Consider the following 25,436-nt stretch of genomic DNA (forward strand, 5'->3'; position numbering starts at 1 on the left):
ATTCCCCCTTGCCCAGGCCCGAGAATCGATGTTTCCACTGTCATTCTGCTCCCCGCCATCACTCGACCTCGTGGAGGCGATCGTAGGTGGCGCTGATGGCCGAGACGCGGTCGCGTCCGGCCCGCCCGCGCTCGTGGAGCACGCCGTCGGCGAGCACGCTCGCCAGCGACATCGGCGCCGCCAGCGAGTCGAAGGCGAGGCCGCCCTGGACGGGGCACTCGAGCGCGATGTCGGCGCGGCCGAGGTGGACCGTCCCGGTCGGGTCGGCGATCACGATCACGGTGCTGCCGGAGCCTGCGGCGGCGTCGACGAACTCGCCGAAACCCGGCGGCCGGCGCCGGAGCCCGACCGCGACGACGACCGATCCCTCGCCGAGCTCGGCCAGCTCCTCGCCGATGACCTGTCCAGGAGCCGGGGCGAGGGTGACCCGCTCCCGGGTCTGGGTCAGCTGCTGGCGCAGGTGGAGCGCGACCGGGTAGGAGTTGCGCCAGCCCGCGACCATCACGGTCGTCGCGCCGGCGATGGCCCCGATGGCCTCGGTGATGCCGGCCTGCGTGACGACCCGTGCGATCGCGGCCGCCTCGTCCTCGGCGTGCGCGCTCAGGTCCGGTGCGCCCTCGACGCGGCGCGGCTCACCCGCCGTACGCAGCCCCCGCAGGTGGTCGCGTACCTCGTCGAACCCGTCGAACCCCAGTGATCGGAAGAGCCGGCTCATCGTCGCCTTGGAGACCTCCGCGAGCGAGGCCAGCTCGGCCGCGCGGTAGGTCGCCAGGTCATCGAGGTGCTCCAGGAGCGTGTCGGCCGCCTTGCGCTCCTGGGGCGAGAGCGTCTGATAGGTCGCGGCGATCCGCCGGTCGATCCGCTGGTCCGCCCGAGACGTGCTCATGCTCATGCCTGCCTGATCACGCGAACCCGGGCACCGATGCCCAGGCGTCCGGCTCGGTCGACCCGTCGCGCTGCAGGGTCGCCTCGATGAGCCCGTAGGGACGGTCGGCGGCGAAGAACACCTCGTTCGGGTTCTCCAGGTCGAAGGGGGAGAGGTCGACGAGGAAGTGGTGCTTGTTGGGGCAGGAGATCTTGAACTCGGCGATCCCCTCGAAGGCCTCCATCACCGCCCTGCCCATCTCGTAGATGGTCTGCTGCAGCGCCAGCGAGTGCACCTCGGCGAAGGTGTCGAGCATGATCGTGCGGATCCCGTCGTAGGCCGCGTTCCAGTCCTCCGGGTGGGTCTCCCAGCGCCACCAGGCGGTGACCTCGGTCGCCAGGATGCGGTCGGTCGTCTCGGCCAGGGTGGTGTAGCGGTCGCGCGGGAAGCCGTGGAACTCCGACCCGGTCGACTTGAGCACGACCAGGTCGGTCAGCCCGGACAGCACGAACGTTCGTTCGTCGTGACGGTTCACGACCGCCGTACGCGTCTCCTGCCCGCGCCGGGCGAACGAGAACTCGTTCGCCGGGATGCGGTCCCAGCTGTAGGACTCCGCCTTCATCACCGAGCCGGTGACCCACGGCTGCGCGGCCCAGTGGGCGGTGACGTCGAGCAGGAACCCCTCGGGCGAGGTGATGCCGAGCTCCTTGGCCTTCGCGTAGACCACGTTCTTCTGGGTGTCGGTGGCGTGCACGTGCACGTTGTCGCCCTCGGTGAAGGCGGTCGCGAAGTCGCCCCGGAGCTGGGTGGACACGTTCAGGTCGTGGATGGTGTGACGGGTGCCGTCCCGGTCGACCTTGACCAGGCGTACCTCCGCCTTGCCGTGCTGGTTGGGGCCAAGAGTGATCGACATCAGCTTCCTCGATAGGTCGTGTAGGAGAACGGGCTGAGCAGGAGGGCGACGTGGTGGTGCTCGCCGGCGGTGACGGTGAATCCGATGCTCACCTCGGGGAAGAAGGTCTCGCGGTCCTGCTCGGCGAACCAGGGCCCGGTCGTGAAGGTCAGCGTGTGCGGTCCGGGCGGCACCTCGCCCTCGAACCGCACGCGGCCGTCGGTGTCGGTCGTCGCGGTGCGTGCGCTGTCGTCGGGGAGGATGAGGATCACCGCGAGCCCGGCGGCGGGCCGGCCGAGAGCGGCGTCGAGGACGTGCGTGGAGACGGTGGTCATACGACCAAGCCTCGCAGCCGGAGCAACGCGATCTCGGCGAGCTGAGCCCTGGTCACCGCGATTTCGGTAGCCGGGTCGTTCTCCAGCCGCTCCTCGAGCAGCGCGAGCATCTCCTCGGCGCTCCGCCCCGCAGCCCGGACCAGATAGATCCGGCCGAACCTCTCCTCGTAGGCCGCGTTGCCCGCCCTGAGGCGGGCCTGCACCTCGACGTCGGCCGGGTCGACCCCGGCCTGCTCGCGGGCGGAGAGCGCCGCGCTCTCGCCGTCGCCGGCGTGCCGCTCGCCGATCCGCGGGTGGTCGGCCAGCGCCCCCTCGACCTCCGCGTCGGTCCAGGCCGCGGCCAGCCGCTCCGCGGTCGCGAGCAGGTCGCCGATGTCGGCGTAGGGACGTCCTGCGACCAGCCCGGTCGCCCACGAGGGGATCGCGACACAGGGCGCGACCAATTTCTCCGCCTCGTCAGCGGGCAGGTCGTTGAAGTCGGCGAGCGTCGTCACCAGGACAGCCTATGAAACGAGCGTTTCGGCGCCCGAAACGCAGGTTGCCTCCGTGTAACGACCGGGCGGCTACTTCAGGCTCTGAGCCAGCGCGAGGAGATCGCGGTCGCGGCCGGGGGCGGCGACCAGGCAGAGACCTGCGGGCAGGTTGGTCGGGGTGCGCACCGGGATCGAGACGGCGGGGAGACCGGCGATACCGGCGATGCAGGTGAGCCGCAGGGTGTCGTCGCGGACCCCGGCGGCCTCGGCCGCCGTGGGCGCCACCGAGGAGGCGCTGGGGTAGGCGAGGACACGGTCGGCGACGACGTCGAGGATCTCCGCGCGGGCCTGGGACAGCACGGTGCGCGCCTCGTCCGCCTGCTTCCGGGTCACCGTCCGAGCCATCTCGAAGCGCCCGCGCACGGCCTCGCCGAGCGTGTCCAGCCTGGTCTCGAGCCAGGCGCCGTGCGCCTGCCACGCCTGGTAGGCCTGGCCGATGGCGAACGCCTGGCGCCACTCGTCCAGCCTGGCGGGCTCCCAGGCCAGCGGCTGGGCCTCGGGCAGGGCCTCGCTCACCGCGGTGGCGACGTCCTCCTCGGCGAGCGCGACCAGCGAGGGCACCAGGTGGACCTCGTCCACGGAGGCCGGCGACGACGGGACAGCCTCCGGCAGCAGTACGTCGCCCACCGCCTGCAGCAGGAACGCAGAACGCGTCATCCACCCGACGGTGTCGAAGGCCTTGGCGAGCGGGAGCAGCCCCTCACGGGAGACGGCTCCGTGGGACGTACGGATGCCGTAGAGGCCCTGGTAGGCGGCCGGCACCCGGATCGAGCCGCCGGTGTCGGACCCGAGCCCGATCGAGGCGTGGCCGAGCGCAACCGCGGTGGCCGATCCGGACGAGGAGCCGCCGGGGATCCGGTCGGGAGCCTTCGGGTTCGGCGGCGCGCCGTAGTGGGCGTTGAGCCCGGAGAGCGAGTAGGCGAACTCCTCGGTGCGCGCGATACCGCGGACCGAGGCGCCGGCATCGAGCAGCGCCGCGACCGCAGCGGCATGGGTCGAGGCGACGGGCGCCTGCTCCAGCCACGCCGGGCTGCCGGCGCCGACCGCGAAGCCGGCGACCGCGAAGAGGTCCTTGACCGCCACGGTCTCTCCCGAGAGTGCGCCGTCGGCGGTGTGGGAGGAGACCAGCGGGTCGCCGACGACGCGCCAGATCCGGCTGTCGAAGGCCGGCGCGGGCGCGGAGACGTGGGCGGCGGTGACCTGCCAGCCGCCGTACTCGATCCGCACCGGGTCCCGCGCCCACAGCTGCGTCTGCAGCCCGCGGCCGCCGCGGTCGAGCTCGGTGACGGCCACGATCAGCGCGTGGTCCTCGTCGATCACCTGCACGTGGGTCTGCACGATGCGGCGCTTGGGTGCGCCGCCGCGCGACCCGCGGAAGGCCGCGATCCGCTCGTGGCCGACGAGCAGCCCGGCGGCGTCGCCGCGCAGCGTGGTGGGGGAGTCTGCGAAGAGGGCGTCCAGAGCGGCGACGTCGTCGGACGTCAGGGCACTCTCGTACGCGCGGAAGGCCTGCAGCAGCCCGTGCGGGACAGGCTTGAGCTCAGTCATGGGTGAAGTCTGCCCTGATCCGGTCAGAGCACCAGGGAGAACCCCAACAACACACCGATCACCAAGAGTGCGCCGGCGAGGATGAACCCCGCGGAGAAGGCGGGCAGCGGGCGCCGTTCCCGCATTGCGCGCTCGACCCGTGCCCACCGGACCATCGCGAAGACCGTGCACAGGATCGCGGTGAAGACCAGCACGGCGATCACCCCGACGCGTACGCCTTCCGCGGTGGGCACCCGGAACGAGTGCAGCGCGACCGCACCGGCGAGCAGCCCGAGCACGGTGCGTGCCCAGGCCAGGAACGTACGCTCGTTGGCCAGCGTGAACCGCGGGTCCGGCTCGGAGCCGTGGGCGTAGACCCAGCGCGGGTGCCGAGGGTCTTTCGATGGTGTGTCGGTCATGCCCCCATCGTCCATCACATCGGGTACCGATCTAGATTATTACCCATGGGTAATAGGGAACAGGCAGAGTTCGATCGTGACATCGCGGTCCGCAGGACCGACGAGAAGACCTACGCGGCCGAGCTCGCCGCCGGCTGGGTCGTCGGCGGAGGGGTCAACGGCGGCTACCTGCTGGCGGTCATCGCCAACGCACTGCGCGCCCGCCTGCCGAGCCACCCCGACCCGATCGTGCTGAGCGCGTTCTACGCCAGCGCCAGCACGCCGGGACCGGCCGAGGTCCGCATCGAGACCAAGCGGGACAAGGGCTCGCTGGCCATCGCGACCGCCGAGCTGTGGCAGGGCGAGGACCTGCGGATCACCACCACGGCGACGTACGCGGACCTCGACGGTCTCCACGCCAAGAGCAGCGGCTTCGAGCGGGTCACCGCGACCGAGCCGGAGCTGCCGCCGCTGGAGGAGTGCCTCTCCTCGACCACGGCGCCCGAGGAGGTGAAGGAGTTCGTGCCGATGCTGGACCGCTACGAGCTCTGCGTGCCGAAGGACCAGTTCGTCTGGGGCGGTGCCGCGCCGACCGGCGAGGCGGTCTTCACCGGGTGGTTCCGCCACCACGACCGTGAGCCCGACCCGCTCTCGCTGCTGCAGGTGCTCGACGCGCTCCCGCCGGTCACCTTCGGGCTCCAGCTGCCGGGCTGGGCGCCGACCCTCGAGCTGACCTGCCACATCCGCCACAAGCCGGCTCCGGGCTGGCTCAAGGTCACCCACTTCTCGCGCAACCTCTCCGGCGGCATGTTCGAGGAGGACTGCGAGGTCTGGGACTCCGCCGGCCGGCTGGTCGCGCAGGCGCGTCAGCTGGCTCGGCTGCCGCGCGCCTGACGGCTCAGCGCGGGCCGGTCACATCGGGGCGCAGCGGTCCTTCCCGCCGTACGCGTCCCAGTGCCACGCCTCGGCGGAGTACTGCTTCAGCCCGACGCTCAGCGCCGTCTTGTTGAGGAACCTCCACACCGCGCTGGACGGCTCGGAGGCGCGCGTCGCGCAGGTCTTGCCGCCGGTCACGCTGGGCTGCTCGAAGTCGATGGCGATGCCGAGCTGGTGGGAGGAGTAGCCGGGCTGCGCGGTCAGGGTGTAGTCGCCGGCCGGGCAGCCGCCGGTGACGTCCTCCCGGCACAGGTCCTTCTGCTTCTTCATCGTCCGGAACGAGCTGCTCGCCACGAGGTCCACGCCCTGCTTCGCGGCCTTCTTGACCAGCGCCGCCGCGGCGCCGGAGATGCGCGCGTTGACGACGGTCAGGCCGTCGGCGCCGTCGATGTAGTAGGCGTCGCCTTTGGTGCTCTCGGTGCCGGTGTTGGGCAGCCCCTCCACCGCGCACAGGCGCACCGGGATCAGCTTGCCCTCGTCGTAGCCCTCGCCCTCACCGAGATCCTTCGTGCCCGGCGCGCACACGAGCCCGGTCGAGTCGGTGCGTACGTCGCCCACCGGCCTCGTCGGCGCCGCGACCTCGAGCAGCTTGCCCTCGGTGGCACCGGCGGCGCGCTGCTCGTGAGCCTTCACGGCCAGCTCGGCGAGATGACCGGTGACGCCGCCCGCCTCGGTGTCGGTCGGCGTGGAGCCCGGTGCCGTCTTCGGGACGTCCTCGGGGCAGGTCGTGACCGTCTCGCCGAGCGGCTTCTGGGTGCCGGCCGCGAGGGTGATGGTCGCGCACACGACGGTGGTGTGGTCACGCTGGGCGTAGGTGTCCTGCCAGGTCCGGTAGCCCGCGACCGTGAAGCTGCCGGTGTCATCAGCCTGCAGCGTACGCAGCCTCAGGCCGTCGCCGTAGGCGCCCGGCTGCTCGAGCCAGGTGCCGATGTCGGCGCCGGTCACCTCCCAGCCGACGCTGCGCAGCGACGCCACCGCGACCGACAGGTCGCTGCCGACGCCCTCGAGGTCGTCGGTCGTGGTCTGCTCCCACTTCTGCATCTGCTCGTAGAAGTCGTACGCCCCGTAGCCGCCGACCCCGACCAGCGCGAGCACCAGCAACGCCACGAGCACCTTCGGCCAGCGCCGCTTCTTCGGTGGCTCCGGGCCGAACCGGCCGGGCCCGAATCCATGTGGGTAGCCCGGCGGCTGCTGGCCGGCGTAGGGCTGCTCGGGGTAGGGCTGCTCGGGGTAGGGCTGCTCGGGATAGGGGTTCTCGGGATAGTGCTGGTCCGGGGAGGGCTGCTGGCCGTAGGGCTGCTGCTCAGGGGGGTACGGCCTCTGCGGGGCCGGCGGGTAGCGCCGCTCCTGCTCCGGGTAGGGCCGCTGGCCCGGAAAGCGCTGATCACCCGGGTAGGGCTGTCCCGGTCGAGGCTGGTGCTGCCCCGGATGAGGCCGCTGCTGACCGGGGTGCGGCTGCTGCTGTCGCCCAGGCTGCGTCGGTGGGCGTTGGGGCTGCCTCGGGCCCGGGTAGGGCTGCTGTCCCGGGTAGGGCCGACGGGGTTCGCCGGGCTGCCGCGGCGGCCACTGCTGATCGCTCATGAGGGGGCCCCGGACGGGGGCAGGCAGGCGATGAGCGGACGACGGCGGGGCACGGCGTTGCAGCGTACCCAAGAGAGCCCACTTTCCGGGTGTCTAGGGAACAATCTCACACGTGAACAGCCCCAAGACCGTAGTGGCCGCGGCGATCCTCAGCGCCGACGGCAAGCAGGTGCTGGCCGCGAGGCGTACGTCCCCGCCCGAGGCCGCCGGACGCTGGGAGCTCCCCGGCGGGAAGGTCGAGGAGGGGGAGACGCCCGAGGCCGCCCTCGTCCGGGAGATCGGCGAGGAGCTCGGCTGCCTGATCGAGGTGCTCGACTGGATGCAGGGCGAAGCGCCCATCGGCGAGAGCCACCGGCTGATCGCCGCCACCGCCCGGGTGGTCGCGGGGGAGCCGCGGCCGCGTGAGCACGACCAGGTCCTCTGGCTGGCGGCCGAGGACCTCGACTCGGTCGACTGGCTGGAGCCCGACCGCCCGTTCCTCGATGCGCTCCGCCACGTGCTCGGCATGCCCGAAGGAGCCACCCTGCGCGGCATCTTCTTCGAGGAGGAGGACGCCCGTTCGGCCGCGGAGACCCTCGAGCGCGAGGGCTGGACCGCCCGGGTGAACCGGGAGCGCTACCAGGGCGAGGACGACGACGAGGACCACCCGTGGTCGGTGGAGACCGACGCCCCGGAGATGGTCCTGGAGCTGCTGGTCGACGCGTACGACGGCTGGCTCGACATCCCCGAGGAGGCCCCCGACGACTCGATCGCCCCCGAACCCGTCGAGCTCCCCGACAACCCCAAGCGGATCAAGCGGCCCGACCTGGGCCTTTGAGCGGCCCGACCTAGGATCGGATGCGTGACTTCTGAGAAGAGCCTGCTGCTCGTCCACGCCCACCCCGACGACGAGACGATCGGGACGGGGGCGACGATGGCGAAGTATCTCGCCGAGGGCGCTCGCGTCACCCTGGTGACCTGCACGGCAGGGGAGATGGGCGAGATCCTGGTGCCCGAGCTGGCCCATCTCGCCGCCGACCGCGACGACGCCCTGGGCGAGCACCGCCGGGGCGAGATCGAGAACGCGATGGCGGCTCTCAAGGCGCCCGACGGCAGCGAGGTCGACCACCGCTGGCTGGGCGGCTTCGGCAACTACCGCGACTCCGGGATGACCTGGAGCGAGGACCGCACCCACGCGCTGCCGGACCCCGACGCCCGCGAGAACGCCTTCTGGTACGCCGACCTCACCGAGGCCGCCGACCACCTCGTCACGATCATCCGGGAGGTGCGTCCGCAGGTGCTGGTCACCTACGACGAGTTCGGCAACTACGGCCACCCCGACCACATCCAGGCCCACCGAGTCGCGACGTACGCCGCCCATCTCGCCGCCGTCCCGACCTACAAGAAGGAGCTCGGCGAGGCCCACGAGATCGACCGGATCTTCTGGACCGCGCTGGCCGAGAGCTGGCTGCGAGAGGGCCTGCGCGCGGCCCGGGCGGCCGGTGACGAGGACGCGCTCGGTGGCATGGATCCCGAGGGCCCGCTGCCGATGGCCACCCCCGACGTCGACATCGCCGCCGCGATCGACGGCACCACCTACGCCGACCAGAAGGTCGCCGCGATGCGCGCCTACCCCACCCAGATGGACATGGAGCAGGGCATGTTCGCGATGACCAACAGCCTCGGCACGACCGCGTGGTCCCACGAGCACTTCCGGATCGCCAAGGGGCGGATTGAAGGGGACAGCCTGACCGACCTCTTCGCGGGCTTGTGAGACTGCTCGGCGGCACACTCGCCGGTCTTCTCCTCGGCCTGCTCGTCGGGGTGGCAGCGGTCGCGGTCCATCCGTGGTGGTGGGGCCTGCTGCTCGCGGTGGCCGCGTCCTCGGCCGCGTTGCTGGCGCTGCCGCGCGGAGCCTGCCGGATCTCGTACGCAGCGGCCTGGGCGATCGTCGTCGCCCTGGCCGCGACGCCGAGGCCGGCGGGTGGGTATGCCGTCGCGGGCGACCTCGAGGGATACCTGCTGATCCTCTGGGCCGTGCTGATGATCGTGGTGGCGGCGGCGACCGTGGTGAAGGCCACTTCGCAGGCGGAACCGGGCCACCCCGGAGAGTGACGAACGTCCCAAGATGGGCTACGGGTTCGGCCTAGGGGGGTATAGGTCCTAGGCTCTCCCGCATGTCCCATGAGCCCGAGGCCTTCAAGGCCCCCGAGCCCGCGAAGCGAACTGACGCGGCCGGGTCCACCGCCAGCCAGACTGGCGCGGACGATGCTGCCATCGAGACGATCATGATCCCGCAGATCGAGATCGACGCCCGGGTTGCCGAGTCCACCGGTGCCAAGCCGGTGGCCAACGTGCCCGATGACGAGCCGGACGGAGCGACCAGGATCGTCCCCGCCGGGATGGACTTCGACGACGACGTCGCCGAGGAGACCCTGCTGCGGAGCACGATGCTGCGCTCGGAGCTGCCGAAGCGAGCGGAGCTGCCCGAGGAGGACAACTTCCTGTTCGTCTCGAAGAATCGGAAGTTCGCCCCGGAGCCTGACGCCGCCGACGCCGCCCCCGACCTGGCTGACGACGCGGCCACCGAGGTCGCGTTCGACAGGCAGCCCCGGCCGACCCCCGACTTCGACGACGAGCCGCTCGAGGCGACCGTCATGGGCGTCGGGCCGTTCGTCGTGAACGAGTCGGCCCCGGTCGACCCTTCCCCCTTCGAGGCCGCCTTCGAGCAGCAGGACCACGGGCAGCACGACTACGGGCAGCCCGACTACGCCCAGCCCGACTACGCCCAGCCGGTCCCGGCCGAGAGCAAGCACCTCGGCACCGGTGCCAAGGTCGCCGTCGCGGTCGCCGGTGGCTTCGCCATCCTGGCCTTCGCCGGGTGGGCCGCTGCGTACGCCGTGGCGGGGGACAAGATCTCCGAGGGCACCACGGTCGCCGGTGTGGACATCGGCGGCATGACGGCGGCCGAGGCGACGCCGCTGCTCAACGAGAAGTTCGCCGCCGCCCACAGCCAGCCGATCATCGTGACCGCCGGCGAGAGCACCACCGAGGTCAACCCGGCCGAGGCGGGCCTGAGCTTCGATGCCGAGGCGACGATCGAGAAGGCCAACGCCGGACACAGCTGGAGCCCGGTGAAGCTGTGGAAGCACTTCACCGGCGGCGGCGAGATCGAGCCCGTCATCAAGTCCGACGACAAGCTGATCGCCAAGGTCGCCGCGAAGGTGAACAAGCGCGCCGGCACGCCGTTCAAGGACGGCGACGTCGTCATCAAGAAGGGCAAGATCAAGACCACCCAGCCGGTCGCGGGCGAGGGCGTCGGCGACGACGCGCTCCGCACCGCGCTCGCCGGCCAGCTGCTGGTCGAGGGCGACCGCAAGGCCGACGTACCTCTCGAGGAGCTCACCCCCGACGTCGACGAGGCCGACGTCCAGGAGGCGGTCGAGAAGGTCGCCACCCCGGCGGTCTCCGGGCCGATCACGCTGAAGTTCGAGAAGACCCCGGTGGAGCTGTCCCCGAAGGAGTTCGGCGAGGCGATCCGGTTCGACCCCAAGGACGGCGAGCTGCAGGCCGCGGTCGCGCCGAGCAAGCTCAAGAAGGTGCTCAAGAAGGCCCTCGCCGACGACGCCGCGAAGCCGGTCGACGCCACCGTCGAGATGGTCGACGGCGCCCCGAAGGTCATCCCCGCCAAGCCGGGCGTCACCTTCAACCAGAAGGACCTGGAGGCGGTCTTCCTCGACGTCGTCACGGCTCCTGCGGGTGAGCGCACGGTCGAGGTGAAGTCGAAGGTCGCCAAGCCGAAGGTCACCACCGAGGAGGCCAAGTCCTGGGGGATCAAGGAGAAGGTCTCGACCTTCACCACCAACTTCCCCTACGCCGAATACCGCAACGTCAACATCGGCCGCGCCGCCGAGCTGGTCAACGGCACCGTGCTCGCGCCGGGCGACACCTTCTCCCTCAACGGCATCGTCGGGGAGCGTACGGCCGCCAACGGCTTCACCAAGGGCTGGATGATCCAGAACGGGATCTTCCGCGAGGACTACGGCGGCGGCGTCTCGCAGATGGCGACGACCACGTTCAACGCGATGTTCTTCGCCGGCCTCCAGGACGTCGAGCACAAGGCGCACTCGCTCTACATCGACCGCTACCCGATCGGCCGCGAGGCGACCGTCGCCTGGCCGACGCTGGACCTGAAGTTCAAGAACAACACCAAGTACGGCGTCCTCATCCGCTCCTGGGTCAACCCCGCCAGCGCCAGCGGCCAGGGCTCGGTGACCGTCGAGATGTGGTCCACCAAGATCTGGGACATCAAGGCCCGCACCGGTGAGCGCTACGACTTCAAGTCGCCGGGCAAGCAGAAGATCACCGACGGCAACTGCGAGAACACCGTCGGCGCCCCGGGCTTCTCGATCAACGTCTGGCGCGACTTCTACAACGCGGGGTCGGGCACGAAGGTCGACACCCAGACCTTCAAGACCACCTACATCCCGCAGGACGAGGTCGAGTGCACCGACGAGTCGGAGAAGCCGCCGCCCCCCGCTGACCCCAACTGACGGGTCCCGCTGGTCGAGCCGCGAGCGCAGCGAGCGTGTCGAGACCAACACAGTCGCGTACGAACCGTGTTGGTCTCGACACGCCTCCGCCTAGCGGCTCCGGCGGCTCGACCAGCGGGTCAAGGCCTGAGGCGGTGCAGGTCCCTCGGGAACAGGGTGACCTCGCGGATGTTGGCGGCTTGGACGAGCTGCGCCACCCATCGCTCCAGGCCAGCGCGAAGCCGCCGTGCGGCGGCATTCCGTGCGCGAGGGCCCGCAGGTACGAGGCGTACGCCGCTGGCTCCTCGCCGCGGGCCCGGATCGCCGCCTCGTAATCCGTGAGCCGGTGCAGGCGCTGCCCGCCGGTCACCAGCTCCAGGCCGCGGAAGAGCAGGTCGAAGCTGTTGCTCCACCGCTCCTCGCCCGGCACCGGGTGGGTGTAGAACGGCCGCTTCCGCATCGGGTAGCCCTCGACGCCCACGAAGTCGGAGCCGTACGCCTCCTGAGCCCATGCTCCGAGCGCACGCTCGTGCTCGGGGGCTAGATCGGGCTCGTCCTCGGGCGCCCCGACCAGCCTCAGCGCCTCGGCGAAGTGGATGACCGGGATCTCCTCGGGCACGACGGGCAGCTCCAGGTCGAGCCGCTCGACCGCCGCGGCGGCGTACGTCTCGATCCCCTCGACCATGCCGGCGAGCACCTCGCGCAGGACGGCGAGCACGTCGCGGTGGTCGCGGACGAAGCCGAGCTCGACGTCGAGGCTGACGTACTCGGCGAGGTGGCGCACCGTGTCGTGCGGCTCGGCGCGGAAGACCGGCCCGACCTCGTAGACCCGTTCGAAGACGCCGACCAGCTGCTGCTTGTAGAACTGCGGCGACTGGGCGAGGTAGGCGGGCCGCCCGAAGTAGTCGATCTCGAAGACGTTCGCGCCCGACTCGGTCGCCGAGTCGACGATCTTGGGGGAGTGGACCTCGGTGAACCCGGCGGCGTCGAGAGTTGCGCGGAAGCCGCGCAGGGACGCGGCGGCCAGCTCCCATCGCGCCCGGACCGCAGGGTGGCGCCAGGTCACCGGCGCACGGTCGAGCAGCGTCGGCAGGGCGGCCGCGAGCTCGGGGCGCCACAGCTCGACCGGCGAGGTGAGCGCCGGTTCGGAGAGCGTCGTGACGGCCGGTGAGGTGACCTCGACACCTCCGGGAGCCTGTGGGTTCGGGGTGGCGACACCGATCACCTCGACCGGCGTCTCCTCGGGCGGTGCCTGCTGTCCGTCGCCAGGCCGCACGACCACCTGCGCCAGGCCGCTGCGGTCGCGCAGCACCAGGAACGTCACGGTGGCGAGCTCGCGACGACGGTGCACGTGGCCGCACAGCCGGACGGTCGTGCCGGGGGTCGCCGCGGTGAGACGGGCGGCGAGCGTACGGTCTATCGGTTTCATCGTTCCTCCAGGTGGCGGGGCCCTGGAGGTGTGGGCGGGGGCTAGGTCGCGGTGCCACCACACCTTCGCTGATGTCTCATCAGCCTCTCGTCGATACGCCGCACGCGCGGGCGCCGCCGTGCCGCGTTCGGCCGAGGGTCGTCACTCCTCGGCGGCGCCGGTGACGAGCGTAGATCTCGCTCGTGGCCGCTCGCCAACGGGTTTTTGAGCGTGACGTGGCTCACAGTCTCTCGTTGGGCTGGTCATGCGCCCGTTCCTGCTGAGCCTGCTCGCTGCCGTCGCGCTCGTTCTGGTCCCGGTCTCCGCCTCGGCCGCGGAGGGGCCGAGGCAGACCGGGATCCCACTGCCCGGATCGCCCTACGGCGACCCCGCCGGGTCCAACGACTGGGCGTGCGCGCCCTCCGCGGACCGCCCGACGCCGGTGATCCTGGTGCACGGCACCTTCGGTGACCGCCGCTCGCTGCTGGACCCGATCTCGCTGTCCATGAAGCGTGCCGGGTTCTGCGTCTACTCGTTCGACTACGGCAACCGCGCCACCGGCGACGTCCGGGACTCGGCGGCTCATCTGGGTGAGTTCGTCGAGCGCGTACGCGAGGCCACCGACGCCGACAAGGTCTCCCTCGTCGGTCACTCCCAGGGTGGGATGATGCCGCGCTACTACATCAAGAACCTCGGTGGCGCGTCCTACGTCGAGGACCTCGTCGGCCTGGCGCCGTCCAACCACGGCACCTCGCTCATCCTGGACGAGGGCGCGACGGAGGCCACCGGTCTCTGTCTGTCCTGCGCCCAGCAGGCCGCCGGCTCCCAGTTCCTCGCCGATCTGAACGCCGGCGACGAGACCCCCGGCGACATCTCCTACACCCAGATCGTCACCGCCACCGACGAGGTCGTCGTGCCCTACACCTCCGGCTTCCTGGCCGTTGGTCCGAACACCACCAACGTACGCATCCAGGACGCGTGCGCCGCCGACCTCTCCGAGCACCTGCTCATCCCGACGAGCGCCTCCGCCATCGCGCTCACCCTCGACGCGCTGACCCACGAAGGCCCGGCGTCCCCGGCGCTGAAGACCTGCTGACCGTCGCGGTCACCAGATGGTGTGGATGGACTCGTACGCCTGCAGCCTGCTGTCCTTGGTCACGAGAGGAAGGTTCTCGAGCATGCTCTGAGCGGCGAGCATGCGGTCGAAGGGGTCGCGGTGGTCCCAGTCGAGCTCTCCGGCGAGGCGCGAGTGGTTGAAGTCCATCGGCAGCCGCTCCAGGACGTGAAGTCGGGTGCGGTCCTCGAAGGTGGCTGCCAGGGTGCCTCCGCCGGGGAGCTTGCTGAGCCGGGTGTTGGTGGAGATCTCCCAGAGGCTCGCCGCCGAGACGAACACCTCGGTGTCGATGTCGATGACGGCCTCGTAGGCGGTCTGGCTGAGCCGGTCGGGGTCGCTCACCAACCAGATGTAGGCATGTGTGTCGAGGAGGACCCGCTCATAGGTCCTCATCGAGCGAGCCCTCCCAGGCGGCGATCTCGTCGTCGGGGAGCGGGTCGAAGAACTCGTCGGGGACGCTCACGCGAAGGCCGCCGAGGATCCGCCTGGTCGGCCGCTCGATCGGCACCAGGCGCGCGATGGCGTGGTCGCCTCGGGCGATGATGACCTGGCCGCCCGCCTCGACCTCGGTGAGCAGGCTCGACAGGTGCGTCTTCGCCTCCTGCACCTTCACGACGCGTGCTGCATCCATGCCTCCACGGTAGGTTGGTCAACCAGGTTGGTCAACCCATGGCCGTGCCGCACCGAGGAGGACAGGATGCATCTGGATCTGGTCACGATCGTCGTTCCCGACTACGACGAGGCGGTGGCGTTCTTCCGCGACGTGCTCGGGTTCGTGGTCGCCGAGGACGCCCCGGCGACCACGAACGACGGCCGCCCGAAGCGCTGGGTGGTCGTACGTCCGCCCGGCGGCGGAACCGGCTTCCTGCTCGCCCGGGCCGACGGCCCGGTGCAGACCGCGAGGGTCGGCGACCAGACCGGTGGCCGGGTGACGTTCTTCCTGCGTGTGGACGACTTCGGCGCTACGTACGAGAAGCTGGTCGCCGCCGGGATCGAGCTCGTCGGGCCGGTGCGTGAGGAGCCCTACGGCACCGTTCAGGTGTTCCGTGATCCCTTCGGGAATCTGTGGGACCTGCTGTCGGGGTGAGTCCCTACGGGGTCGGTGAGGAGTAGTAGCGGCAGCGGTGGTGCTCGGTGAAGCCGAGGGACTCGTAGAGGGCGAGCCCGGGGTCGTTGGTGGTCTCCACGTGCAGCCAGGCGGCTCGGGCGCCGCGCTCGGCGCCCCACTCGAGCAGGGTGGCGAGGGCCTTGGTGGCGAGTCCCTGGCGGCGGTGCGACTCGGCGACCTCGAGGTCGTGGATGGCGAGCCAGTCGCGCTCCATCGTGCCCATGATCCGGGCGCTGTCGCCGAGGGTGATCAGCACCTGCGCGTCGTCGGTCCCGGCCACGGTCTCGACGCGGGCGTCCTCGACGGGCGGGGGCAGGATGCGGCGCGTGGCGGCGAGGCCGGCCAGCTGGAACTCGACGGTCACGTCCTCGACCCAGTCGCGCGCGACCAGGGCCTCCTCAGCCGCGGAGCCGACCTCGATCTTGGCGCGGGGTCGCTTGTGCCGGCTCCGGTAGAAGGTCTCGATCGCGTCGATCGCCGCGTCCAGCCCGATGCCGGGGTCGCCGATAGCCAGCGCCGAGTTGGGCCGTCGGCGGACCGAGACCTCGTGGTCGAAGAGCACCCACTCGCCGAGGGCCTCGGAGGTGGTGCCTGGGAAGATCGCGGCGCTGAGCAGCTCGGCCTCGCGTACCCCGATCCGCAGACGTACGTTGGGCCGCGGCGGCACCGGTTTGCCGGAGACGATCTCGGCGACCGGCACGCTCACCTGCTCCCCGGACTCGCGTTCGATGACGGCGGTGCCGTCGGCCCAGGACGTACAGACTCCGAGGATGTCGGTGAAGGCGGGCCCGCCGGTGGGGCCGGTCTCGCCCGGGACGAGGCGGCGGATGACGATCCGCTTGCCGACGACATGTGGTCCCAGGAGATGAGCAGGCACGTGGGGATACTAGGCTGTCCCCTGAAGGGCCAGTCGCGCCCCTCTGACTTTCGTGATACCCCGCTTGGAGGAGCCCCGAATGACGTACGTCATCGCCCAGCCCTGTGTTGACGTGAAGGACAAGGCTTGCGTCGACGAGTGTCCGGTGGACTGCATCTACGAGGGCAAGCGGATGCTCTACATCCACCCCGACGAGTGTGTCGACTGTGGCGCCTGCGAGCCGGTGTGCCCGCCTGAGGCGATCTTCTACGAGGACGACACCCCGGAGGAGTGGAAGGAGTACTACGACGCCAACGTCAAGTTCTTCGACGACCTCGGTTCGCCCGGTGGTGCCGCCCGCATGGGCGAGATCGACAAGGACCACCCGTTCGTCGCCGCTCTGCCCCCGCAGAACCAGGACTGATGCCGCCCTCGATCCCGGTCTCGCAGCGTCTGCCTGACTTCCCCTGGGACAAGCTCGTCCCGATCAAGGAGAAGGCCGCGGCGCACGCCGGCGGACTGGTCGACCTTTCGGTTGGCACGCCCGTCGACTCGACCCCGGCGGTGGTGCAGAAGGCCCTTGCCGGGGCGGCGGACTCGCCGGGATACCCGACCACGATCGGCACCCCCGCGGTGCGTCAGGCCGCGATCGACTGGCTTGCGCGCAACCACGGGGTCTCGGGTCTGGGACTGGACAACGTGCTGCCCGTGATCGGCTCCAAGGAGCTGATCGGCTCGCTGCCGCTGCACCTCGGTGTCGGCCAGGGTGATCTGGTCGCCTACCCGGAGCTGGCCTACCCGACCTACGAGGTCTCCGCGGCTCTCGTCGGTGCCGACACCGTCGCCACCGACTCGCTGGTCGCGCTCGGCCCCAAGGCGCCGAAGATCCTCTGGATCAACTCGCCCTCCAACCCGAGCGGCCGGGTGCTCCCGGTGGAGCACCTCCGCAAGACGGTGGAGTGGGCCCGCGAGCGGGGCACGCTGCTGATCTCCGACGAGTGCTACATCGAGTGCGCCTGGGAGGCGTCCCCGGTCTCGATCCTGCACCCCGACGTGTGCGGTGGCTCCTACGAGGGCATCCTCGCCGTCCACTCGCTGTCGAAGCGCTCCAACCTCGCGGGCTACCGCTGCGCCTTCGTCGCCGGTGACGCCGCCGTCCTCGGCGAGGTCCTCGCGGTCCGCAAGAACCTCGGTCTGCAGATGCCCGGTCCGCAGCAGGTCGCCATGGTGACGGCGCTCGGCGACGACCAGCACGCCAAGGAGCAGCACGCCCGCTACGCCGCCCGCCGCACCAAGCTCAAGGCGGCGCTGGAGTCGGCCGGCTTCCGCATCGACCACTCCGAGGCCTCGCTCTACCTGTGGTCGACCCGTGACGAGGACTGCTGGGACACCGTCGAATGGCTCGCCGAGCGCGGCATCCTCGCCGCTCCCGGCACCTTCTACGGCCGCGCCGGCAGCCAGCACGTACGCATCGCGTTCACCGCCACCGACGAGCGCATCGACGCGGCCGTCGCCCGCCTGGCCGAGTGAGAGATCGCGCCGGGCGGGTTTTGCCCCGTACGTGAAGATGGTGGCGTGAGCGCACAGCCGGGGACCCCGACGGGCCCGCCGACCATCCCGCCCCCGGGCCCGCGGCCTCCTGCGCCGGGCCCTTCCGGGCCGAGGCTCCCGGAGCCGGCGCGCGAGGCGCTGCGGAAGTCGGCGCGGGAGGCCCGCAAGCAGCTGCGTCCGGTACGCAAGCACCTCATCGTGCTCGGCATCGTGATCGCCGTGGCCCTGGTCTTCGCGGGCCTGCGCCTTCTCGGCGTCGGGGTCGGCGGCATCCCGGTCCTGTCCCGCGAGTCGTGCACCGTCACCTCCGAGGGCGAGACCTACGACCTCTCCTCCGACCAGGCCGAACGTGCCTCGGCGATCGCCGCCCAGGCCGTACGCCGCGGGCTCCCCGCCCGCGCGGCCTCCGTCGTGCTGGCGGTCGAGCTCGCCGACCACTCGCTCGAACGGGACCCGGCCAAGGCGGCCGCCCTCTACGACCGGCTCTCCGGCGTCGCCGACTACCGCCAGCAGTCCGTGCCGGGTGTCGCCCAGCAGATCAGCGACGGCTCGCGCGACAGCTACCGCGACGCCGAGCCGGAGGCACGGGCCCTGGCCTCGGCGCTGACCGGCAACACCCCCGAGGCGTTCTCCTGCGTCGTCAAGGGCGGTGCCGACGAGGTCTCGGACCAGCTCAGTGGCGCCGGGCTCACCTCGCGTGCGGAGGCGCTGCGCGATGACGTACGCCAGGCTTACGGGCGGCTCCCCGACGGTGGCTTCCAGCCCGGCGGAGTGACCACCGGGCACATGGCCGGCTCGGCCCACTACGAGGGCCGCGCGGTCGACTACTTCTTCCGGCCGATCAACGCGCGCAACAACATCAAGGGCTGGTCGCTGGCCCAGTACTTCGTCGCCAACGCCGACCGCCTCGACATCGAGACGGTCATCTACGACGACCGCATCTGGACCAAGTGGCGCTCCGCCGCCGGCTGGCGCGACTACGAGGTCCCGCCCCGCGGTGGCGACCAGGCCATCCTCGAGCACCGCGACCACGTCCACGTCGACGTCGCCGACTGACGAGAGGTCGCCCGCGCCGGCCGAGGCGTCACGTACGTCGGTCGAAGCGTCACACGCCGCCGTCTCGCCCGACCGAGGTGACGCCTCGCCCGACGGGGGTGACGCCTCGGCAGGGTCAGGCAAGGGTGACGACGATCTGGTCGTCGGTGACCTCGGGGGTCTCGGCCCACTCCTCGTCCTTGCCGGCGGACCAGGTGCGTCCGTCGTACGCGATAGAGGTGGCACCGAACTCGCTGGCCCGGGCGAGTACGTAGTGGGCGGCCGTCCAGCCGCCGCGCTCGCCGGTCTCGCCGGCGTTGACCGGGATCACCACGGTCGAGTCCTCGACCCGGGCCCGGCCGACCATGCCACCGAGCAGCTGGTTGACCTCGGTCTTGGTGGCCTGGGGCTTGCCGGAGCCGGCCTCGGGCTCGTCGATCCGGCAGGTCAGGGCGGCGGGGGAGTAGCCGCTGATCGCGGAGGCGATCGCCCGGCCCTCACCCTCGTGGTCGGCGTACGCCTCGGGGTAGGCCGAGCGCTGCACCTCCTGCGCGGCCTCGGTGATCACCATGTCCTCGTAGCCCTCGATCTTCACGAGCGCGTCGTAGAACTTGTTGGTGGCGTAGACGGGGTCCTGGACCTGCTCCTCGGTGCCCCAGCCCATCGACGGCCGCTGCTGGAAGAGACCGAGGGAGTCCCGGTCGCCGTGGCTGATGTTGTAGAGCTTCGACTCCTGGATAGCGGTCGCGATCGCGATCGTGGCCGCCCGCGCGGGCAGGCCGCGCTTGAGCCCGAGCGCGGTGATCACGGCCGCGTTGCCCATCTGCTCGGGGTCGAAGCGCGCCTCGTACTCACCCGCGACCGCCGTGCAATGCTCCAGGTCGGGGAGGAACGAGTCCAGCTTGTCCGTCGCGGCCCGGACCACCCAGTAGATGCCGCCGGCGATCACGCTGAGCACCACCAACGTGGTGAAAAACTTCTTCAACTCAGCACTCTGCTCTTCGGTGTTGGATCAGTTGGCGTGGAGGGCGGCGTTGAGCTCGATGCCCTCGCCCTTCCACGGAACGGCCTCGATGGCGCCGCTGACCGAGTTGCGACGGAAGAGGATGTTGGAAGCGCCGGACAGCTCGCCGGCCTTCTTGACGGTGCCGTCGGGGAGCGTGACCTTCGTCCCGTACGTCACGTAGCACCCGGCCTCGACCACGGCGTCGTCGCCGAGGGAGATGCCGATGCCGGAGTTGGCACCGAGCAGGCAGCGCTGGCCGATGGAGATGACGGCCTTGCCGCCACCGGAGAGCGTGCCCATGATCGAGGCGCCGCCACCGACGTCGGAGCCGTCGCCGACGACGACCCCGCCGGAGATCCGGCCCTCGACCATCGAGGCGCCGAGCGTGCCGGCGTTGAAGTTGACGAAGCCCTCGTGCATCACGGTGGTGCCGGCGGCCAGGTGGGCGCCGAGGCGGACGCGGTCGGCGTCGCCGATGCGGATCCCCGAAGGCACGACGTAGTCGACCATCCGCGGGAACTTGTCCACGCCGTAGACGGTCACGTGCTGGCCGGCGGCGCGCAGCCGGGCCCGGGTGAGCTCGAAGCCCTCGACCGCGCACGGGCCGGCGCTGGTCCACACCACGTTGGTGAGCAGGCCGAAGATGCCGTCGAGGTTCTGCCCGTGCGGCTGCACCAGGCGGTGGGAGAGGAGGTGGAGACGCAGCCAGACGTCCTCGGTGTTCTCGGGTGCGGTGTCGAGGTCCTTGACCTCCACGAGCGCGACCTTCTTGCTCACCTGACGCACCTCGTCGGCGCCCTCGAGCGCGGTCAGCTCGGCCGGCGCGGTCGCGTCGGCGGGCTTCTCACCCAGCTGCGGCGCGGGGAACCACACGTCGAGCACGGAGTTGTCGGAGGCGTACGTCACGAGGCCGAAGCCCCAAGCTGCATTCGTCACGGGGCGCAGTCTAGTGGCCGAGCCTGAGCGTCCCCTTATCGACGGTCTCGGCGTGCGAACATGGTCGCGTGAGCGAGCGTCAGCGAGTGAACCATCCAAACATCACGCGACCGCGTCCGTATTCTGGCGCTTGCGCTACGGAGGTGGTCGCGTGAAGAAGAGCGCGCCGCCGACGCCCCGGCTGATCCAGGCCGAGGACGACACCTGGACCCTGGAGATCCCCGGCGTGGCGACCAGCAAGGGCCATCCCGCGCCGGAGTGGGCGATGGCCAAGGGCGTGGAGGTCGTCCGCCGCGCCGCCGCCGACATCGTCCGGAGCTGGATCAACGGCAAGCCGGTCAGCGACGCCGAGAAGCAGGTGGTCCTGCTCGTCACCCGAGGTGACTCGCAGGTGTACGCCTGGCTCGACGCCGCCTTCGCCGACGACAACCCCCGCTAGGTCGCTAGCAGCAGCGAGCCTGCGGGTTGTGCTCCTTCTCGTCAGCCCGGTGACGCTCGAAGGCACGCCGGGTCATCGGCTCGACGCCCTCCCGCTCGCACCGGGCGACGTAGTCGTCCCACTTCGCCTCCCCGGTCGCCTGGCGGAGCAGCCGCCAGGCGCCGGAGACACGCTCGGTCAGGACGCTCACGAGACCGGCGCCTTCTGGGACGCCTCCCACTCGCGTACGGCTTCCTTCTCCTCCTTGGTGGCGAAGAAGTCGGAGGGCGCGACGATCTTCGACTCGACCTTGGGCACCTCGGTGGTCGGCAGCCCGCCGGCGCGGATCGCCTTGACCACGGTCACCGCGGCACCGGCGACGATCACGATCACCAGCAGAGCGAACGCTGCTTGCAGGATGCCGCTCTGGGTCGAGTTGTAGATGATCTGGTCGACGTCCGCGGGGGTCTTCGCAACCCCGTAGAGCTCACCGGCGTCGCGTGCCTCACGAGCGGCCGAGGCCTGGGCGAAGTAGCCGATGGCGGGGTTGTCGCTGAACACCTTCTGCCAGCTCGCCGTCATGGTGACGATGAGGTCCCAGACCAGCGGGATGCCGGGCACCCAGGCGAACCTGGCCAGACCGTGCTTGAACATCAGCACCGTGGCCAGGGTCAGGGCGATCGCGGCGAGCAGCTGGTTGGCGATGCCGAAGAGCGGGAACAGCTGGTTGATACCGCCGAGCGGGTCACCGACACCGATCCAGAGCATGTAGCCCCAAGCCAGTACGACCAGCGCGGAGGCCGACCAGGCCGCCGGGCGCCACGAGGTGTCGGCGTAGCGCTTCCAGACGTTGCCGATCGTGTCCTGGAGCATGAACCGGCCCACCCGGGTGCCGGCGTCGACGGCGGTCAGGATGAAGAGCGCCTCGAACATGATCGCGAAGTGGTACCAGAAGGCGGCCAGGCCCCCGCCGAACGCCTCGGTGAAGATCAGCGACATCCCGAACGCCAGGGTCGGGGCGCCACCGGTGCGGGAGATGATCGTCTCCTCCACGCTGGCTGCGGCTGCCTCGAGGTCGGCCGGGGTGATCGTGAAGCCGAGCCCGTTGACGAAGGCGGCCGCGGTCTCCGGGGTGCCGCCGGTCGCGCCGGCGGCGGCGTTCATCGAGAAGTAGATGCCCTGGTCGATGACCGAGGCCGCGATGAGGGCCGAGATCGCGACGAACGACTCCATCAGCATGCCGCCGTAGCCGATCATCCGGACATGGCTCTCCTTGGCGACCATCTTGGGCGTGGTGCCGGAGGAGATGAGCGCGTGGAAGCCGGAGAGGGCGCCGCACGCGATCGTGATGAACACGAACGGGAACAGCTTGCCGGCGAAGACCGGCCCCGCGCCGTTGGTGGCGAAGTCGGTGACGGCCTCGTTCTGCAGCGCCGGGGCCGCGAGGACCAGGCCGACGGCCAGCAGCACGATGACGCCCACCTTCATGAAGGTGGACAGGTAGTCACGCGGGGTGAGCAGCATCCACACCGGGAGGATCGAGGCGATGAAGCCGTAGACGACCAGGCAGACCACCAGCGTCTCGTGGGAAAGGGTGAGGGCGTCGGCCAGGCCCATCTCCTCGACGTACCCGCCACCGATGATGGCCAGCAGGAGCAGCGCGACGCCGATGACGGTGACCTCGCTGACGCGGCCGGGACGCAGGTAGCGCAGGTAGAAGCCCATGAAGAGCGCGATCGGGATGGTGAGACCGATCGAGAACACACCCCACGGCGACTCCGCGAGCGCGTTGACGACGACCAGCGCGAGCACCGCCAGGATGATGATCATGATCGCGAAGACCGCGATCAGCGCGGCCACGCCGGCGACGGTGCCGATCTCCTCACGCACCATCTGGCCGAGGCTCTTGCCGTCGCGTCGCATCGAGAAGAACATCACGACCATGTCCTGCACGGCACCGGCGAGGATGACGCCGACGATGATCCAGATCGTGCCCGGCAGATAGCCCATCTGCGCCGCCAGCACCGGGCCGACCAGCGGGCCGGCGCCGGCGATCGCGGCGAAGTGGTGCCCGAAGAGCACTCGCCGGTCGGTGACGTCGAAGTCCTGCCCGTTCTCCAGCCGTTCCGCCGGGGTGGCCCGGGTGTCGTCGACCTTCAGCACCTTGTCGGCGATGAACTTCGAGTAGAACCGGTAGGCGATCGCGTACGAGGCCAGCGCGGCGAACAGGATCCACAGCGCCGAGACCTCCTCGCCTCGGGACAGGGCGAGCATGGCCCAGCAGACGGCGCCGACGACGGCGACGGCGGCCCAGATGACGATGGACTTCATGGTGAGCCCGGACCGTGGGCCCGAGCCGGTGGGGTTGGCGGTCGACGTTGACATGGTCTCCCTCGGTTCAGCGTGGTGAGCGGTCGCTTGTGACCGCGGTCTCAGCCTAGTCTCAGGAAACCGTCGTCCGACGGCCGGTGGGGCTACTGCCCGGTACGCCCGTCGATGGTCTCGCGGAGCAGGTCGGCGTGGCCTGCATGGCGGGCGTACTCCTCGACCATGTGGACGAGGATGTCGCGGATGCTGGTCTGCTCGTGGCCCGTGTCGCGCAGCTCGCCGAGCACGCTGTCGTCGATCGAGTCGAGCCACTCGTCGGCGAGGGCGACCTGCTCGCGCCAGCTCGCGAACGCCTCCGCGACCGACTCCTCGGTGGGCTCCACCTTGTGGAAGCCGCCGGTGGGGTCGTCGGCGTCGAGGCGAGGGATGTGGAGGTTCTCCTTGAGCACCCGCTGGAACCAGCCGTGCTCGACCCGCGCCATGTGCCGGATCAGCCCGATCAGGCTCAGGTCGCTCGGCGGAACGCTCTGCTTGGCCAGGTCCTCCGGCCCGAGGTCCTCGCACTTGAGCTCGAGGGTGAGCCGGTAGTGGCGCAGGTAGTCGCGATAGGTCGCCAGCTCGCCGACGGGCTGCTCCTTCTGGAGGCGTGGGTCCTCGCCCTCGGGAAGCCAGATGCCGCCGAACCCCACCTGCCGCTGATCGCTGCTCATGGGCCCTACCCTCGCGGAACCAGCGCCTTTCGGCCAATGATTTCAGCTCGTGAAGCTGGGCGGCCGCTTCTCCAGGAACGCGTTGATGCCCTCGCGCCCGGACGCCGAGCCGCCGAGCGCGGAGATCGACTGCGCCTCGCGCCGCAGCGCCGACTCGGGGTTCGGGTCGGCGACGTCGCGGATCAGGTGCTTGGTGCGGGCCAGCGCCTCCGGAGACCCGGACAGCAGCGTCGCGACGACCTCGTCGACCGTCGCGTCGAGCTCGTCGGCCGGTACGACGCGGGCGACCAGCCCTGCCTCGAGCGCCTCGGTCGCGGAGAGCATGTCGCCCAGCAGGGTCAGCCGGAGCACCCGGTGCAGTCCCAGGGTGTGCACGAGGAGAGAGCCGCCGCCGTCGACCGACAGCCCCACCTTCGCGTAGGCGAGGCTGAACTTCGCCCGGTCGGCGGCCACGACGATGTCCGCCGCCGCGGCCAGCGGGAAGCCGACACCCGCGGCGGTGCCCTGCACCGCGCTGACCACGATCGCGTCGCAGCGTACGAGCTCGGTGATGATCCGGTTGGCCCCCTCGGCGAGCTCGAGGATGAACGGGCCGAGATCGTCGGCGGCCGCGAACCCGGCCAGATCGCCGCCGACCGAGAAGTACTTCCCCTCCGCGGCGAGCACGATCACCCGCGCCGAGTCCGCCTTGGCCCGCAGGATCGCCGCCAGCATCTCAGCACCCGCCTCGGGCTTGAACACGTTGCCCCGGTCCGGGTTGGTCATCGTGATGCGTGCGCAACCGTCGGCGTACTCGTAGCGAATCAGGCTCATGCGCGCATCCTGCCAGGTGCGCGGCTATCGTCGCGGCGTGATCACGGTACGTCGGGTGGAGGTCGAGGAGACGTATCCGTTGCGGGCGAAGGTGCTGCGCAACGGTGGGCCGCCGGAGGCGGCGCGGGTGCCGGGGGACGATGATCCCGAGGTCGCGACCTACGCCGCGCTGGACGCGGACGGGAGTATGATCGGGTGCGTCGGGCTATTTCCGGAACCATGCCCTGACCTGCCAGGACACCCCGGTAGAGGATGGCGGATCCGGGGGATGGCGACGGCCGACGGGTGGCGCGGGAAGGGTGTAGGCGCGCAGGTGCTGGCGGCGGCTCTGGAGCACGTCGAGGCGGCGGGTGGCGGGCTCGTCTGGTGCAACGCGCGTACGCCGGCAGCCAGGTTCTACGAGCGGGCCGGGTTCCAGGTGATCGGTGAGCCCTGGGACGACCCCGAGATCGGCCCGCACGTGCGGATGTGGCGCGCCGTCTGATTCGGGTTCGCGCGGCGGGGCGCAGGCGGCGTACCCTCTTCCTTACAGGCGTTCGAGCCGTCATCAGCGGCGAGCCCCGGGAAGAAAGCCT

General features: G+C 70.7%; 29 protein-coding genes. 12 read left to right on the forward strand and 17 right to left on the reverse strand.

Going from position 1 to position 25,436, the window contains the following annotated elements; translation table 11 throughout:
- Positions 1 to 58: 58 nt before the first annotated feature.
- The 6 genes from ACWZJV_RS21725 to ACWZJV_RS21750 form a co-directional block, all read right to left on the reverse strand.
- Positions 59 to 886, reverse strand: coding sequence for a MurR/RpiR family transcriptional regulator (locus tag ACWZJV_RS21725; protein ID WP_457178608.1), 828 nt, complete (start codon positions 884 to 886; stop codon positions 59 to 61).
- A gap of 16 nt (positions 887 to 902) precedes the next feature.
- Positions 903 to 1,778 carry a factor-independent urate hydroxylase gene (gene pucL / locus ACWZJV_RS21730; RefSeq protein WP_457178610.1) on the reverse strand — a complete coding sequence of 292 codons (876 nt, stop codon included), beginning with the start codon at positions 1,776 to 1,778 and terminating at the stop codon, positions 903 to 905.
- Complete coding sequence (uraH, locus tag ACWZJV_RS21735) at positions 1,778 to 2,092, reverse strand: hydroxyisourate hydrolase (RefSeq protein ID WP_008358836.1); 315 nt, start codon at positions 2,090 to 2,092, stop codon at positions 1,778 to 1,780. The genes pucL and uraH overlap by 1 nt, the downstream gene beginning before the upstream one ends.
- Positions 2,089 to 2,586 (reverse strand): 2-oxo-4-hydroxy-4-carboxy-5-ureidoimidazoline decarboxylase, encoded by a 498-nt coding sequence (gene uraD / locus ACWZJV_RS21740; protein WP_457178613.1) that lies wholly within the window; start codon positions 2,584 to 2,586, stop codon positions 2,089 to 2,091. The genes uraH and uraD overlap by 4 nt, the downstream gene beginning before the upstream one ends.
- A 69-nt stretch (positions 2,587 to 2,655) precedes the next feature.
- Positions 2,656 to 4,173, reverse strand: coding sequence for an AtzH-like domain-containing protein (locus tag ACWZJV_RS21745; protein WP_457178615.1), 1,518 nt, complete (start codon positions 4,171 to 4,173; stop codon positions 2,656 to 2,658).
- Between the two features lie 23 nt (positions 4,174 to 4,196).
- Positions 4,197 to 4,571 carry a YidH family protein gene (locus ACWZJV_RS21750; RefSeq protein WP_457178616.1) on the reverse strand — a complete coding sequence of 125 codons (375 nt, stop codon included), beginning with the start codon at positions 4,569 to 4,571 and terminating at the stop codon, positions 4,197 to 4,199.
- A 45-nt stretch (positions 4,572 to 4,616) separates the two neighbouring features.
- Between ACWZJV_RS21750 and ACWZJV_RS21755 the strand changes: the two genes are divergently transcribed.
- Entirely contained in the window at positions 4,617 to 5,444 is an 828-nt protein-coding gene (locus ACWZJV_RS21755; RefSeq protein WP_457178618.1) for a thioesterase family protein, read from the forward strand.
- 18 nt (positions 5,445 to 5,462) lie between these two features.
- Here ACWZJV_RS21755 and ACWZJV_RS21760 read toward each other — a convergent pair whose 3' ends face one another.
- Positions 5,463 to 7,067, reverse strand: a complete 1,605-nt coding sequence (locus ACWZJV_RS21760) for a D-alanyl-D-alanine carboxypeptidase family protein (RefSeq protein ID WP_457178620.1) — start codon at positions 7,065 to 7,067, stop codon at positions 5,463 to 5,465.
- A 112-nt stretch (positions 7,068 to 7,179) separates the two neighbouring features.
- Here ACWZJV_RS21760 and ACWZJV_RS21765 point away from each other — a divergent pair, with 112 nt between their 5' ends.
- From ACWZJV_RS21765 to ACWZJV_RS21780, 4 genes are all read left to right on the forward strand, one after another.
- The gene (locus ACWZJV_RS21765; protein WP_457178622.1) at positions 7,180 to 7,884 is read left to right on the forward strand and encodes a (deoxy)nucleoside triphosphate pyrophosphohydrolase; all 705 of its coding nucleotides are present in this window, start codon (positions 7,180 to 7,182) and stop codon (positions 7,882 to 7,884) included.
- A gap of 24 nt (positions 7,885 to 7,908) precedes the next feature.
- The gene (mshB, locus tag ACWZJV_RS21770; protein WP_008358824.1) at positions 7,909 to 8,820 is read left to right on the forward strand and encodes an N-acetyl-1-D-myo-inositol-2-amino-2-deoxy-alpha-D-glucopyranoside deacetylase; all 912 of its coding nucleotides are present in this window, start codon (positions 7,909 to 7,911) and stop codon (positions 8,818 to 8,820) included.
- Positions 8,817 to 9,161 (forward strand): hypothetical protein, encoded by a 345-nt coding sequence (locus tag ACWZJV_RS21775; RefSeq protein WP_457178625.1) that lies wholly within the window; start codon positions 8,817 to 8,819, stop codon positions 9,159 to 9,161. The genes mshB and ACWZJV_RS21775 overlap by 4 nt, the downstream gene beginning before the upstream one ends.
- Positions 9,162 to 9,223: 62 nt before the next feature.
- Complete coding sequence (locus ACWZJV_RS21780) at positions 9,224 to 11,599, forward strand: VanW family protein (protein ID WP_457178627.1); 2,376 nt, start codon at positions 9,224 to 9,226, stop codon at positions 11,597 to 11,599.
- Here the strand turns inward: ACWZJV_RS21780 and aspS are convergent.
- A complete protein-coding gene (gene aspS / locus ACWZJV_RS21785; protein ID WP_457178629.1) occupies positions 11,517 to 13,007 on the reverse strand; it encodes an aspartate--tRNA(Asn) ligase in 1,491 nt (496 codons plus the stop codon). The genes ACWZJV_RS21780 and aspS overlap by 83 nt on opposite strands.
- A 244-nt stretch (positions 13,008 to 13,251) precedes the next feature.
- Between aspS and ACWZJV_RS21790 the strand changes: the two genes are divergently transcribed.
- Positions 13,252 to 14,082 (forward strand): esterase/lipase family protein, encoded by an 831-nt coding sequence (locus ACWZJV_RS21790; RefSeq protein WP_457178631.1) that lies wholly within the window; start codon positions 13,252 to 13,254, stop codon positions 14,080 to 14,082.
- Between the two features lie 9 nt (positions 14,083 to 14,091).
- Here the strand turns inward: ACWZJV_RS21790 and ACWZJV_RS21795 are convergent, their stop codons facing one another.
- Together ACWZJV_RS21795 and ACWZJV_RS21800 are read right to left on the reverse strand one after the other, a co-directional pair.
- Positions 14,092 to 14,493, reverse strand: coding sequence for a type II toxin-antitoxin system VapC family toxin (locus ACWZJV_RS21795; protein ID WP_196875067.1), 402 nt, complete (start codon positions 14,491 to 14,493; stop codon positions 14,092 to 14,094).
- Entirely contained in the window at positions 14,480 to 14,731 is a 252-nt protein-coding gene (locus ACWZJV_RS21800; protein WP_457178633.1) for a type II toxin-antitoxin system Phd/YefM family antitoxin, read from the reverse strand. Before ACWZJV_RS21800 ends, ACWZJV_RS21795 begins: the two co-directional genes overlap by 14 nt.
- A 66-nt stretch (positions 14,732 to 14,797) precedes the next feature.
- Here ACWZJV_RS21800 and ACWZJV_RS21805 point away from each other — a divergent pair, with 66 nt between their 5' ends.
- The gene (locus ACWZJV_RS21805) at positions 14,798 to 15,187 is read left to right on the forward strand and encodes a VOC family protein (protein WP_457178635.1); all 390 of its coding nucleotides are present in this window, start codon (positions 14,798 to 14,800) and stop codon (positions 15,185 to 15,187) included.
- Positions 15,188 to 15,191: 4 nt separating this feature from the next.
- Here ACWZJV_RS21805 and ACWZJV_RS21810 read toward each other — a convergent pair whose 3' ends face one another.
- Positions 15,192 to 16,085 carry a GNAT family N-acetyltransferase gene (locus ACWZJV_RS21810; RefSeq protein WP_457178637.1) on the reverse strand — a complete coding sequence of 298 codons (894 nt, stop codon included), beginning with the start codon at positions 16,083 to 16,085 and terminating at the stop codon, positions 15,192 to 15,194.
- 79 nt (positions 16,086 to 16,164) lie between these two features.
- Between ACWZJV_RS21810 and fdxA the strand changes: the two genes are divergently transcribed.
- From fdxA to ACWZJV_RS21825, 3 genes are read left to right on the forward strand one after another with little or no spacing between them, the layout of a single operon-like run.
- Positions 16,165 to 16,488: a ferredoxin gene (gene fdxA, locus ACWZJV_RS21815; protein WP_008358813.1), complete on the forward strand. Its 324-nt coding sequence runs from the start codon at positions 16,165 to 16,167 to the stop codon at positions 16,486 to 16,488.
- The gene (gene dapC / locus ACWZJV_RS21820) at positions 16,488 to 17,594 is read left to right on the forward strand and encodes a succinyldiaminopimelate transaminase (RefSeq protein ID WP_457178639.1); all 1,107 of its coding nucleotides are present in this window, start codon (positions 16,488 to 16,490) and stop codon (positions 17,592 to 17,594) included. Before fdxA ends, dapC begins: the two co-directional genes overlap by 1 nt.
- 45 nt (positions 17,595 to 17,639) lie before the next feature.
- Positions 17,640 to 18,671, forward strand: coding sequence for a hypothetical protein (locus ACWZJV_RS21825; RefSeq protein WP_457178641.1), 1,032 nt, complete (start codon positions 17,640 to 17,642; stop codon positions 18,669 to 18,671).
- Positions 18,672 to 18,786: 115 nt separating this feature from the next.
- Here ACWZJV_RS21825 and ACWZJV_RS21830 read toward each other — a convergent pair whose 3' ends face one another.
- Positions 18,787 to 19,635, reverse strand: a complete 849-nt coding sequence (locus tag ACWZJV_RS21830; RefSeq protein WP_196875062.1) for a hypothetical protein — start codon at positions 19,633 to 19,635, stop codon at positions 18,787 to 18,789.
- A gap of 27 nt (positions 19,636 to 19,662) precedes the next feature.
- Positions 19,663 to 20,592, reverse strand: coding sequence for a 2,3,4,5-tetrahydropyridine-2,6-dicarboxylate N-succinyltransferase (gene dapD / locus ACWZJV_RS21835; RefSeq protein ID WP_008358806.1), 930 nt, complete (start codon positions 20,590 to 20,592; stop codon positions 19,663 to 19,665).
- Positions 20,593 to 20,743: 151 nt separating this feature from the next.
- Here dapD and ACWZJV_RS21840 point away from each other — a divergent pair, with 151 nt between their 5' ends.
- Positions 20,744 to 21,031 carry a hypothetical protein gene (locus ACWZJV_RS21840; RefSeq protein WP_008358804.1) on the forward strand — a complete coding sequence of 96 codons (288 nt, stop codon included), beginning with the start codon at positions 20,744 to 20,746 and terminating at the stop codon, positions 21,029 to 21,031.
- A gap of 4 nt (positions 21,032 to 21,035) precedes the next feature.
- On the opposite strand, the gene ACWZJV_RS21845 is transcribed toward ACWZJV_RS21840, so the two are convergent.
- The 4 genes from ACWZJV_RS21845 to ACWZJV_RS21860 form a co-directional block, all read right to left on the reverse strand.
- Complete coding sequence (locus ACWZJV_RS21845) at positions 21,036 to 21,221, reverse strand: YbdD/YjiX family protein (RefSeq protein ID WP_196875061.1); 186 nt, start codon at positions 21,219 to 21,221, stop codon at positions 21,036 to 21,038.
- Positions 21,218 to 23,395: a carbon starvation CstA family protein gene (locus ACWZJV_RS21850; protein WP_196875060.1), complete on the reverse strand. Its 2,178-nt coding sequence runs from the start codon at positions 23,393 to 23,395 to the stop codon at positions 21,218 to 21,220. The genes ACWZJV_RS21845 and ACWZJV_RS21850 overlap by 4 nt, the downstream gene beginning before the upstream one ends.
- An 89-nt stretch (positions 23,396 to 23,484) precedes the next feature.
- Positions 23,485 to 24,048: a DinB family protein gene (locus ACWZJV_RS21855; RefSeq protein ID WP_008358797.1), complete on the reverse strand. Its 564-nt coding sequence runs from the start codon at positions 24,046 to 24,048 to the stop codon at positions 23,485 to 23,487.
- Between the two features lie 42 nt (positions 24,049 to 24,090).
- Positions 24,091 to 24,861, reverse strand: a complete 771-nt coding sequence (locus tag ACWZJV_RS21860) for an enoyl-CoA hydratase/isomerase family protein (protein WP_008358796.1) — start codon at positions 24,859 to 24,861, stop codon at positions 24,091 to 24,093.
- Positions 24,862 to 24,898: 37 nt separating this feature from the next.
- On the opposite strand from ACWZJV_RS21860, the gene ACWZJV_RS21865 reads away from it, so the two are divergent.
- Positions 24,899 to 25,345 (forward strand): GNAT family N-acetyltransferase, encoded by a 447-nt coding sequence (locus ACWZJV_RS21865; protein WP_457178645.1) that lies wholly within the window; start codon positions 24,899 to 24,901, stop codon positions 25,343 to 25,345.
- The last annotated feature ends 91 nt before the right edge of the window (positions 25,346 to 25,436 follow it).

This window comes from Nocardioides sp. WG-D5 (assembly GCF_054031175.1).

Excerpts from the sequence above, each read along its gene's own strand:
- ACWZJV_RS21760 (WP_457178620.1), bottom strand. The coding sequence starts at position 7,067 with ATGAGCGATCAGCAGTGGCCGCCGCGGCAGCCCGGCGAACCCCGTCGG.
- ACWZJV_RS21800 (WP_457178633.1), bottom strand. The coding sequence starts at position 14,731 with ATGGATGCAGCACGCGTCGTGAAGGTGCAGGAGGCGAAGACGCACCTG.
- ACWZJV_RS21790 (WP_457178631.1), top strand. The coding sequence starts at position 13,252 with ATGCGCCCGTTCCTGCTGAGCCTGCTCGCTGCCGTCGCGCTCGTTCTG.
- uraH (WP_008358836.1), bottom strand. The coding sequence starts at position 2,092 with ATGACCACCGTCTCCACGCACGTCCTCGACGCCGCTCTCGGCCGGCCC.
- ACWZJV_RS21725 (WP_457178608.1), bottom strand. The coding sequence starts at position 886 with ATGAGCACGTCTCGGGCGGACCAGCGGATCGACCGGCGGATCGCCGCG.
- ACWZJV_RS21855 (WP_008358797.1), bottom strand. The coding sequence starts at position 24,048 with ATGAGCAGCGATCAGCGGCAGGTGGGGTTCGGCGGCATCTGGCTTCCC.
- ACWZJV_RS21795 (WP_196875067.1), bottom strand. The coding sequence starts at position 14,493 with ATGAGGACCTATGAGCGGGTCCTCCTCGACACACATGCCTACATCTGG.
- pucL (WP_457178610.1), bottom strand. The coding sequence starts at position 1,778 with ATGTCGATCACTCTTGGCCCCAACCAGCACGGCAAGGCGGAGGTACGC.
- ACWZJV_RS21755 (WP_457178618.1), top strand. The coding sequence starts at position 4,617 with ATGGGTAATAGGGAACAGGCAGAGTTCGATCGTGACATCGCGGTCCGC.
- ACWZJV_RS21860 (WP_008358796.1), bottom strand. The coding sequence starts at position 24,861 with ATGAGCCTGATTCGCTACGAGTACGCCGACGGTTGCGCACGCATCACG.
- ACWZJV_RS21745 (WP_457178615.1), bottom strand. The coding sequence starts at position 4,173 with ATGACTGAGCTCAAGCCTGTCCCGCACGGGCTGCTGCAGGCCTTCCGC.
- ACWZJV_RS21805 (WP_457178635.1), top strand. The coding sequence starts at position 14,798 with ATGCATCTGGATCTGGTCACGATCGTCGTTCCCGACTACGACGAGGCG.
- aspS (WP_457178629.1), bottom strand. The coding sequence starts at position 13,007 with ATGAAACCGATAGACCGTACGCTCGCCGCCCGTCTCACCGCGGCGACC.
- dapC (WP_457178639.1), top strand. The coding sequence starts at position 16,488 with ATGCCGCCCTCGATCCCGGTCTCGCAGCGTCTGCCTGACTTCCCCTGG.
- ACWZJV_RS21850 (WP_196875060.1), bottom strand. The coding sequence starts at position 23,395 with ATGTCAACGTCGACCGCCAACCCCACCGGCTCGGGCCCACGGTCCGGG.
- ACWZJV_RS21750 (WP_457178616.1), bottom strand. The coding sequence starts at position 4,571 with ATGACCGACACACCATCGAAAGACCCTCGGCACCCGCGCTGGGTCTAC.
- ACWZJV_RS21780 (WP_457178627.1), top strand. The coding sequence starts at position 9,224 with ATGTCCCATGAGCCCGAGGCCTTCAAGGCCCCCGAGCCCGCGAAGCGA.
- fdxA (WP_008358813.1), top strand. The coding sequence starts at position 16,165 with ATGACGTACGTCATCGCCCAGCCCTGTGTTGACGTGAAGGACAAGGCT.